Source organism: Pseudomonas sp. SMN11 (genome assembly GCF_052041945.1).
In the GTDB taxonomy this organism is placed as follows: Bacteria; Pseudomonadota; Gammaproteobacteria; order Pseudomonadales; family Pseudomonadaceae; genus Aquipseudomonas.
Window position 1 is genome coordinate 23,631 of the sequence record NZ_JBKGGW010000050.1, and the last position, 10,353, is coordinate 33,983.

Sequence of the window (10,353 nt, forward strand, 5' to 3'; positions counted from 1 at the left end):
GCGTCAGCCCTTGTCGGGCGGTGGCGAAATGCTGTTGAGGACGGTGCTGCCGTCCTTGCTGCGGGTCAGGTAGATGGGCAGTACCTTCGGCAGGTTGTCCACCAGTCGCTCGACCTCGCGGGTGTTGTAGATGCCGCTGATGCGGATGCGCCCGGTGCCGGGGTCGGCCAGCAGCAGCGGGGCGTCGAGGTAGCGGTTGATCACCGGCAGGGCCTGTTCCAGGCTCAGGTTGTCCAGCACCAGCTTGCCGTTGCGCCAGGCCAGGCTGTTGTCGTAATCGTCGTTCTCGGCCAGCTGCGGCTCGAAGTCGCCGGTGTGGTAGCTGGCCTGCATGCCAGGGCCCAGGCGGTAGCCACCAGCGCCGCCATCGCTGCTGACCAGCACCGAACCCTGCACCAGCGTGACCTTGACCTGATCCTGGTACTTCCAGACATTGAACTGGGTGCCGGTAACCCGCGTCTGGCCGTGGCCGGCGCGGACGATGAACGGGTGGCTGCTGTCGTGCTGCACCTTGAAGAAGGCCTCACCACGCTTGAGCGTGACCTGACGCTGGTCCTTGTAGTTGAGGTAAGTCAGCTCGGTGTGCAGGTTGAGCTCGACCGTACTGCCGTCACTCAACTGCACGGTCTGCATCGCGTTGCCCGCTTCGAAATGCTGGTAGTGGTTGGGCAGCCAGCCTTGCTCCCAACCCACCCAGCCGGCCAACGGTAATGCCAGCAGGACCACTGCCGCTGCCGACGCCAGTGGCCGCCAGTTGCGTGCCCGGGGCGCATGCCTTACAGGCGGGTTGAAGTCGATGACCGTGGCGGTGCGGGGCAACAGGTCGGCGGTTTGCCAGATTTCCAGCATCGCCTGGTATTCCTCGGCGTGACGCGGGTCGGCCGCCAGCCAGCGAGCGAACGCTTCACGTTCGACCTGCGTGCAATCGTCGGCGTGCAGGCGCATGCACCAGTGCGCGGCGGCATCGGTGATGGCTTCGTCTGGGCTGGGATTGAGGCGGTCTTGGTTCATCAAAGCTCCGGGTTTTGCGCATTCTACCCCTGCAAGGGGCTCCCGAGAACCGAGGTAATGGCGAATGACTATCAGTTATGTGTGTTTTTCGTCGGTTGCGCAAGGGATTTCCAGCGTTTGAGAACGCTTCGCGGCAAGCACGAAGCGCTCCCTTGCCGCCTCAGAATTGCTCGGCTGCCATCGCGTACAGGCTGGCGCTACCGGCGCGGATGCTGGCATCCAGGGCCAGGCTGCGTGGCAGCAGGCGCTGGAAGAAGAACGCCGCGCAGGCCAGCTTGGCGCTATGGAAGGCCGGGTCTTCGGCGTGCCTGGCCTGGGCCACCGCCGCCATGCGCGCCCACATGTAGGCGTAGGCGGTCAGGCCGAACAGGTGCAGGTATTCCACGGCCACGGCATTGACCAGGTTGGCGTCCTCGCGTGCCCGTGCCCGCAGCCATTCGCTGGTGGCTTCCAGGCGTGCCAGGCTGGTTTGCAAGGCTTCGCGGTGCAGCGGTGCCCCGGCGCTGAAGGCCCGTACTTCAGCCGCGAAACAGGCCAGGGCCTGACCGCCATCGGCCAGCACCTTGCGCCCGAGCAGGTCGAGGGCCTGGATGCCGTTGGTACCTTCGTAGATCTGCGCGATGCGCACGTCGCGCACGCGCTGTTCCTGGCCCCACTCACGGATGTAGCCATGGCCACCGTACACCTGCTGGCCAAGCACGCAGCTTTCCAGACCGTTGTCGGTGAAGAACGCCTTGGCTACCGGGGTCAGCAGCGCGACCAGGCGCTGGGCATGCTCGCGCTCGCCACCGTCCTCGGCGTAGCGCGCCAGGTCCAGCTGCTGGCCGACATAGGCGGCGAAGGCGCGGCCGCCTTCAGTGAGGGCGCGCATGGTCAGCAGCATGCGCCGCACATCGCCGTGCTCGATGATCGGATCGGCCACCCGCTCTGGCATTTGCGGGCCACTGGCGGCTCGGCTTTGCAGGCGCTCGTTGGCGTAGCGTGCCGCGCTCTGGTACGACGCCTCGGCGCAGCCGATGCCCTGGATGCCAATGGACAGGCGCTCGTAGTTCATCATGGTGAACATCGCTGCCAGGCCCTTGTTCGGCTCGCCGACCAGGTAACCGCTGGCGCCATCGAAGTTCATCACGCAGGTGGCCGAGGCCTTGATGCCCATCTTGTGTTCGATCGAACCACAGTGCGCGGCGTTGCGCGGCCCGAGGCTGCCGTCGGCCTCGACCCGATACTTGGGCACCAGGAACAGCGAGATGCCCTTGGCCCCGGCAGGGGCATCCGGCAGCTTGGCCAGCACCAGGTGGACGATGTTCTCGGTCAGGTCCTGCTCGCCACCGGTGATGAAAATCTTGCTGCCGCTGATGCGATAGCTGCCGTCAGCCTGGGGTTCGGCGCGGCTGCGGATCAGCCCCAGGTCGGTGCCGGCATGGGGCTCGGTCAGGCACATGGTGCCGGCCCAGCGGCCTTCGTACAGTGGCGGCAGGTAGGTGGCCTTGAGTGTTTCGCTGGCATGGGCATCAATGGCCAGGCAACTGCCGGCGCTCAGCGCCGAATACAGGCTGAAGCTGCAGTCGGCGGCGTAGAGCATTTCTTCGAACAGCACGCCGAGCATCTTCGGCATGCCCATGCCGCCATACTCGGGGTTGCCGCCCAGGCCCACCCAACCGCCTTCGCGGTAGGTCTGCCAGGCGTCACGAAAGCCGTCCGGGGTGGTGACGTCGCCGGCGTCGAAGTGCACGCCTTGTTCATCGCCGTTGCGGCTGAGCGGGGCGATCAGCTGGCCGGTGACCTTGGCGGCTTCTTCAAGGATGGCGTCGGCGGTTTCAGCGTCGACGCGCTCGGCCAGGGCGGGCAGGCGCGCCCACAGGGCAGGGCCCTGGAACACGTCATGGAGAATGAAGCGCATGTCGCGCAATGGAGCAGAGTAGTTGGTCATGTCAGGCTCGATAACGGTTCACAGGGCCTTGGCGCGGTCGCGCAGGAGGTATTTCTGGATCTTGCCGGTGGACGTCTTGGGCAGCTCGCCGAAGACCACGGTCTTGGGCACCTTGAACCCGGCCAGGTGTTCGCGGCACCAGCTGATGATGTCGCTCTCGCGGGTCTGCTCGTGGCCGGGCTTGAGGGCGACGAAGGCGCAGGGTGTTTCGCCCCACTTGTCGTCGGCGCGGGCGACCACTGCGGCTTCGAGCACGGCGTGGTGCTTGTAGAGGGTGTCCTCGACTTCGATGGTCGAGATGTTCTCGCCGCCGGAAATGATGATGTCCTTGAGCCGGTCCTTGATCTCGACATAGCCATCGATGTGCCACACGGCCAGGTCACCGGTGTGGAACCAGCCGCCGCGGAACGCCTCAGCGGTGGCTTCGGGGTTTTTCAGGTAGCCCTTCATCACCGTGTTGCCGCGCATGAAGATCTCGCCCAGGGTGTTGCCGTCTTGCGGCACCGGCTGCAGGGTCTGCGGGTCGGCGACCATCAGGCCGTCGAGGGTGGGGTAGCGCACACCCTGGCGCGACTTGATCCGCGCCCGTTCCTCCAACGGCAGTTCGTCCCATTCGTCGTGCCAGGCGCAGACGGTGACCGGTCCGTAGACCTCGGTCAGGCCATAGGTGTGGGTGACCCGGATGCCCATCTGCTCGACCGCGCCGATGACCTTGGCCGGCGGTGCGGCGCCGGCGACCATGGCCTGCACCGGGTGTTGGATGGCGGCCTTGGCGGCCTCGGGCATGTTGACCAAGGCGTTGAGCACGATGGGCGCGCCGCACAGGTGGCTGACCCGGTGCTCGCGGATCAGGGTGAGGATCTTCTGCGGGTCGACCCGGCGCAGGAACACGTGGGTGCCGGCCAGCGCGGTGATGGTCCAGGGGTAGCACCAGCCGTTGCAGTGGAACATCGGCAAGGTCCACAGGTATACCGGGCGGTGGCCCATGGCCCAGGTCATCTGGTTGCCGATGGCGTTCAGGTAGGCGCCACGGTGGTGATAGACCACGCCCTTGGGGTTGCCGGTGGTGCCCGAGGTGTAGTTCAGCGAAATCGCCTGCCATTCGTCCTCGGGCCATTCCCAGGCAAAGTCCGGGTCGCCTTCGGCCAGCAGGGCTTCATAGTCGAGGTTGCTGACCGCACGGCCTTCGCCATATTCGGGGTCATCCACGTCGATCACCAGCGGCGGGTGTTCGAGCAAGGCCAGGGCGGCGGCGATCACGCCGTGGAACTCACGGTCGGTGATCAGCACCTTGGCCTCGCCGTGCTGCAGCATGAAGGCGATCGCTTCGGCGTCCAGGCGCACGTTGAGGGTGTTGAGCACGGCGCCGATCATCGGCACCCCGAAGTGCGCTTCGAGCATGGCCGGAATGTTCGGCAGCATCACCGCCACCGTGTCGCCGCGGCCGATACCACGCCCGGCCAGGGCGCTGGCCAGGCGCCGGCAGCGCTGGTAGGTCTCGCGCCAGTTGCGACGAATGGCGCCGTGGATCACGGCCGGATAATCACCGTATACGGCGGCGGTGCGTTCGATGAAGCTCAGCGGGGTGAGGGCGACGTGGTTGACGGCAGCGGGCATCAGGCCCTGGGCGAAGATCGACATACGGTAATCCTGTAGGGGAGGCAGACGCAGCCTGTGCGTGTGGCCCCCCGGTGGCTGATTGTTAGCTCTGATCAGGGTGTGGAGCAGCGCGCCGATGGCCGCTTGCCCCTGTCGCAGTTTTACGCGAACCGCTATCGTAGATGGAATATCGACTATAGCAATATAGTAGAACTACTATAAAAACGAGCGCTGACAGTGGACCAGACCCTTTCCCCCTTGCTCGCCAAGGACCCACAACCCAGCGTGCTGCTGGCCGCCGATGCTGGCGCACTGGCAAGCAACCCGGCCCTGCAGGGATTGATCGGCGCTGATGCCACGCTGACCGACTGGCTGCCAAGCAATGCTGCGGCGCTGGTGCGTGCCTGTCTGCGCCAGCACCGGGCAATTGCCGATGTGGAAAAACAGGTCGGTGAACGCATTTTGCTGTGGACCTTCATCCCCGATGATCAGGGCCAGTGGGTACTGGCGCGCTGCCGCGATGCCAGCGAAGAGCGCCAGGGCGCACGTGAGGCCAGCCGCGCCCGGCGCCTGTATCGGCTGATCATCGAGAACACCACCGACCTCATTTCCCGGCACAGCCCGGATGGCCGTTTTCTCGACGCCTCGCCGGCTGCCTATCGCCTGCTCGGCCTGTGGCCGGAGCAACTGCGCGGCATGCCGGTGCGCGCCCTGCTGCACCCGCGTGAGCGGCGTCAGGTGCTACGCCAGGCCGCCGCCGCCCTGGACCAGGATGGTTACCACACCATGACCTGTCGTGTGAGGCATGCGGGCGGCGCCTATCGCTGGTTCGAGATCGCCAGCCGGGCGATCCGCGAGACTTACACCGGCGCCGTGGTGGAAGTGGTCAGCGTGTCGCGTGACATCACCCTGCGCATCGAGGCCCAGGAGAACCTGGCCCACAGCGCCCGGCTCGCCACCTTGGGCGAACTGGCGTCGGGTATCGCCCACGAGATGAATCAGCCGCTGGCGGCGGTGGTCAACTATGCCAATGCCAGCCAACGCTACCTGCAAGGCCTGGAGCGCGACCCGCAGGCGCGTGAGCGGGTCGGCCAGGGCCTGCAACGCATCACCGAGCAGGCGACCCACGCCGCCGAGGTGATTCGCCGCCTGCGTGCGTTCCTGCGCAAGGGGCCGCGGCGCCTGCAGGCGGTGGAAGTGGCCGAAGTCGCGGCCGAAGCCATGCGCCTCTGCGCCTGGGAGGCGGCACGTGACCAGGTCGCGGTCGAATTGCGCCTCAGCGGGCAATTGCCCGCAGTGTTCGCCGACCGGGTACTGCTCGAACAAGTGCTGCTCAACCTGCTGCGCAATGCCATCGAGGCCAACCGCGAGCAGCATGGCGCGCAGCCGTCACGTATCCTGCTCGGCGCCGCGCGCGACGGCGATGGGGTGCTCATCGAGGTCGCCGACCAGGGGCCTGGCGTGGCTGCCGAGCGCCTGGATGAGATTTTCACGCCGTTCAGTACCAGCAAGGCCGATGGCCTGGGTTTGGGTCTGAGCATGAGCCGCAGTCTGATCGAAGGTTTCGGCGGCAGTCTCTGGGCGCGTGCGGGTGAGGCGGGCGGGCTGGTGTTGTGCTGCCGGCTGGCAGTGAACCGGGGATAAGGAGAGAGCAGGGTGCAAGCGAAGGTTTATGTGGTCGACGACGACCAGGGCATGCGCGATTCGACGGTGTGGTTGCTGGAATCGGTGGGCCTGCAGGGCGTGCCGTTCGCCAGCGGCCAGGCGTTTCTCGATGCCTGTGTGGACGATGGGCCGGCCTGCGTACTGCTCGATGTGCGCATGCCCGGGCTGGGCGGCATGGCGGTGCAGCAAGCGCTGCGTGAGCGCGGCCTGCAACTGCCGGTGATCTTCGTCAGCGGCCATGCCGACGTGCCGATCGTGGTGCGGGCGTTCAAGGCTGGGGCGAGCGACTTCATCGAAAAACCCTACAGCGACCAGCTTCTGCTCGACAGCGTGCAGGCGGCACTGGAGCGGGCAGGGCAGGCGCGCCAGGACGACCTGGTGCTGGCCGCGGTGCAGGCCCGCGTGGATGCCCTGACACCCCGTGAGCGCGACGTGTTCGTGCCGCTGGCCCAGGGCTTGAACAACCGCGAGATTGCAGAGCGCCTCGGCATCAGCGTCAAGACCGTGGACCTCTACCGGGGGCGGGTGATGAAGCGTCTGCGGGCAGGCAGCCTGGCCGAACTGGTGGGCATGGCGATTGCCTGCGGGGCCGTGCAGGCGCTGGGCTTGCGCGCCCTCTGAAACGTCGCTGGCAACGGCCGTTTCATGAATTTTTGCATAGCACCCTAATCAAGGCTTTGACATTCACTGCCTAGGCAGTAATATTTTCATACAATTGCCCGAGCAGACCCGATGTCCCATTTCACCCCGGAAAACTTCCAGACCTGCGCCATCGGCATGCTGCTGGGCCGTGCGGCGATCCTCAAGGACCGCATTCTCGACTGGCACCTCGAATCAGAGGGCGTCACCGCCGCACAGTTCAAGGTGCTGATCATCGTCACCCAGTACCAGGTGGATACCCCGGCCGAGCTGTGCCGCTACCTGGGCCTGGACAGCGGTTCGATGACTCGCATGCTCGACCGCCTCGAGCAGAAGGGCCTGATCCTGCGCAACCGCTGCGCCGATGACCGCCGCCAGGTGCGCCTGGCATTGACCGCCGATGGCCAGCGCTTGGCCGACCGCCTGCCGGAGATTGGCGCGGCGGCGATGAACGAACTGGTCGGCGTGTTGCAGCCAGACGAGCTGAAGACCCTTGAAGGTTTGCTGGCCAAGGTTCTTCTGGGTGCCGGCGACCCTCTGACGATCCGCCGCTTCGGCGATCGTTGATCCCTGTTACGCATATTCCAAGGTATTGTCATGGCCACTCCCACAGACACCGCAACTCCCTCCGCCGACGCGCCAGCGTCGGGCAAGCGCAAGGCCTGGCTGCTCGGCCTGCTGTTGCTGGTGCTGCTTGCCGGCGCCGGCACCTGGGCCTGGTACAGCCTGGTCGGGCGCTGGCACGAAAGCACCGACGACGCCTACGTCAATGGCAACGTGGTGGAGATCACCCCGCTGGTGACCGGCACCGTCACCAGCATAGGCGCCGATGACGGCGACCTGGTGCACGCCGGCCAGGTGCTGTTGCAGTTCGACCCGTCCGACAGCGAAGTGGCCCTGCAGTCCGCCGAAGCCAAGCTGGCCCGTACGGTGCGCCAGGTGCGCGGGCTGTACAGCAACGTCGACTCGCTCAAGGCCCAGCTGGAAACCCGCCTGGCCGAACTGCAGAAGGCCCAGCAGAACTACAACCGGCGCAAGGTGCTGGCTGACAGCGGCGCGATCGCTGCGGAAGAGATCTCCCACGCCCGTGACGACCTGACCGTGGCCCAGGCCGCCGTCAACGCCGCCCGCCAGCAACTCAACACCAGCACTGCGCTGGTCGACGACACCGTGGTCTCCTCGCACCCCGAGGTCATGGCGGCCGCTGCCGACCTGCGCCAGGCCTACCTCGACAACGCCCGCACCACCCTGGTGGCGCCGGTGACCGGCTATGTCGCCAAGCGTACCGTGCAACTCGGCCAGCGCCTGCAGCCGGGTACCGCGACCATGGCGGTGATCCCGCTGAACGAGGTGTGGATCGACGCCAACTTCAAGGAAACCCAGCTGCGCGACATGCGCATCGGCCAGCCGGTGGAAATCAGCGCCGACCTGTACGGCAGCGAAGTCAAGTACAGCGGCACGGTCGACAGCCTCGGCGCCGGCACCGGCAGCGCTTTCGCCCTGCTGCCGGCGCAGAACGCCACCGGCAACTGGATCAAGATCGTCCAGCGCGTGCCGGTACGCATTCACCTCAGCCCCGACCAGCTCAAGGACCACCCGCTGCGCATCGGCCTGTCCACCGTGGTCGAGGTCGACCTGCACGACCAGAGCGGCCCGACCCTGGCCCAGCAGCCGCCGCAGCAGGCCAGCTACACCACCCAGGTGTACGACCGCCAGCTGGTCGAGGCCGATAACCTGATCGCCCGGCTGATCCACGAGAACAGCGCCACCGGCAAGACGGCGCAGCGATGAGCAACAACGCCCCGGCCCAGTTCACGCCGCCGAGCCTGCTGCTGACCACCATCGGCCTGTCGCTGGCGACCTTCATGCAGGTGCTCGACACCACCATCGCCAACGTGGCGCTGCCGACCATTTCCGGCAACCTGGGGGTGAGCTACGAGCAGGGCACCTGGGTGATCACCTCGTTCGCGGTGAGCAACGCCATTGCCTTGCCGCTGACTGGCTGGCTGAGCCGGCGCTTTGGCGAGGTGAAGCTGTTCATCTGGGCCACGCTGCTCTTCGTGCTGGCGTCGTTCCTCTGTGGCATCGCGCAGTCGATGCCGGAACTGGTGGGCTTTCGTGTATTGCAGGGTGTGGTGGCCGGGCCGTTGTACCCGATGACCCAGACCTTGCTGATTGCCGTGTATCCACCCGCAAAACGGGGCATGGCCCTGGCCTTGCTGGCGATGGTTACGGTGGTGGCGCCGATTGCCGGGCCGATACTGGGTGGCTGGATCACCGACAGCTACAGCTGGCCGTGGATCTTCTTCATCAATGTGCCGATCGGCTTGTTCGCCGCTGCCGTGGTGCGCCAGCAGATGCGCACGCGGCCAGTGGTCACCAGCCGCCAGCCGATGGACTACATCGGCTTGCTGACGCTGATTGTCGGCGTGGGCGCGTTGCAGGTGGTGCTGGACAAGGGCAATGACCTGGACTGGTTCGAGTCGTCGTTCATCATCGTCGGCAGCCTGATTTCGGTGGTGTTCCTGGCGATCTTCATCATCTGGGAACTGACCGACCGCCACCCGGTGGTCAACCTGCGGTTGTTCGTGCACCGCAACTTCCGCGTCGGCACTATCGTGCTGGTCGGCGGTTATGCGGGGTTCTTCGGCATCAACCTGATTCTGCCGCAGTGGCTGCAGACGCAGATGGGCTACACCGCCACCTGGGCGGGGCTGGCGGTGGCGCCGATCGGCTTGCTGCCGGTGATCATGTCGCCGTTCGTGGGCAAGTACGCGCACCGCTTCGACCTGCGGGTGCTGGCGGGGCTGGCGTTTCTGGCGATTGGCACCAGCTGCTTCATGCGCGCGGGGTTCACCAGCGAGGTGGATTTCCAGCACATTGCCCTGGTGCAGTTGTTCATGGGGATTGGCGTGGCGCTGTTCTTCATGCCGACCTTGAGCATCCTGCTGTCGGACCTGCCGCCGCATCAGATCGCCGATGGTTCGGGACTGGCGACCTTCCTGCGGACGTTGGGGGGGAGCTTTGCGGCTTCGTTGACGACGTGGATCTGGATTCGTCGGGCGGATCAGCATCATGCCTACCTGAGCGAGCACATCAGCCAGTTCGACCCGGCGACGCGGCATACGCTGGAGCAGATGGGCGGGGCGAGTGCGCAGCATTACGCGCAGCTGGAGCAAATCGTCAACGCGCAGGCTTACATGATGTCGACGGTGGACTACTTCACCTTGATGACCTGGGTGTTTGCTGGGTTGATCCTGCTGGTGTGGTTGGCCAAGCCGCCGTTTACGGCGAAGGCAGGGCCGGCTTCGGCGGGGCATTGAGTCAATAACGCTGCTCTTGCTCCTGCTCTTGCTCTGCTTTTAAGCGCGCGATAGTCCAGGCGACGCAGAGTGCGACTTCAGGAGGCCGAACGCAGGCGTCTGGAGGGCCAGGGTGCGCAGCACCCCTTCGGCGTAGCCGAAGGCGCGAGATGTAGACTTGCGTAGCAAGTCGTAGGCCGCGCGGGC

The 10,353-nt window shown here is 65.9% G+C and carries 8 protein-coding genes; 5 read left to right on the forward strand and 3 right to left on the reverse strand.

Annotated elements, in window-relative coordinates; all coding sequences use genetic code 11:
- Positions 1–3: 3 nt before the first annotated feature.
- The 3 genes from ACLEJU_RS26765 to ACLEJU_RS26775 form a co-directional block, all read right to left on the reverse strand.
- Positions 4–1,011, reverse strand: a complete 1,008-nt coding sequence (locus ACLEJU_RS26765; RefSeq protein ID WP_435424675.1) for a FecR family protein — start codon at positions 1,009–1,011, stop codon at positions 4–6.
- A 160-nt stretch (positions 1,012–1,171) separates the two neighbouring features.
- The gene (locus ACLEJU_RS26770; protein WP_435424676.1) at positions 1,172–2,941 is read right to left on the reverse strand and encodes an acyl-CoA dehydrogenase C-terminal domain-containing protein; all 1,770 of its coding nucleotides are present in this window, start codon (positions 2,939–2,941) and stop codon (positions 1,172–1,174) included.
- An 18-nt stretch (positions 2,942–2,959) separates the two neighbouring features.
- Positions 2,960–4,582 (reverse strand): acyl-CoA synthetase, encoded by a 1,623-nt coding sequence (locus ACLEJU_RS26775; RefSeq protein WP_435424677.1) that lies wholly within the window; start codon positions 4,580–4,582, stop codon positions 2,960–2,962.
- A gap of 195 nt (positions 4,583–4,777) precedes the next feature.
- Here ACLEJU_RS26775 and ACLEJU_RS26780 point away from each other — a divergent pair, with 195 nt between their 5' ends.
- The 5 genes from ACLEJU_RS26780 to ACLEJU_RS26800 all read left to right on the forward strand — a co-directional run bounded on the left by ACLEJU_RS26780 (position 4,778) and on the right by ACLEJU_RS26800 (position 10,167).
- Positions 4,778–6,184: a sensor histidine kinase gene (locus tag ACLEJU_RS26780; protein WP_435424678.1), complete on the forward strand. Its 1,407-nt coding sequence runs from the start codon at positions 4,778–4,780 to the stop codon at positions 6,182–6,184.
- 12 nt (positions 6,185–6,196) lie between these two features.
- Complete coding sequence (locus tag ACLEJU_RS26785) at positions 6,197–6,826, forward strand: response regulator transcription factor (RefSeq protein ID WP_435424679.1); 630 nt, start codon at positions 6,197–6,199, stop codon at positions 6,824–6,826.
- Positions 6,827–6,937: 111 nt separating this feature from the next.
- Positions 6,938–7,411, forward strand: coding sequence for a MarR family winged helix-turn-helix transcriptional regulator (locus ACLEJU_RS26790; RefSeq protein ID WP_294334607.1), 474 nt, complete (start codon positions 6,938–6,940; stop codon positions 7,409–7,411).
- Positions 7,412–7,441: 30 nt separating this feature from the next.
- Positions 7,442–8,635 (forward strand): HlyD family secretion protein, encoded by a 1,194-nt coding sequence (locus ACLEJU_RS26795; RefSeq protein ID WP_435424680.1) that lies wholly within the window; start codon positions 7,442–7,444, stop codon positions 8,633–8,635.
- Complete coding sequence (locus ACLEJU_RS26800) at positions 8,632–10,167, forward strand: DHA2 family efflux MFS transporter permease subunit (RefSeq protein WP_435424681.1); 1,536 nt, start codon at positions 8,632–8,634, stop codon at positions 10,165–10,167. The genes ACLEJU_RS26795 and ACLEJU_RS26800 overlap by 4 nt, the downstream gene beginning before the upstream one ends.
- Positions 10,168–10,353 lie beyond the last annotated feature (186 nt).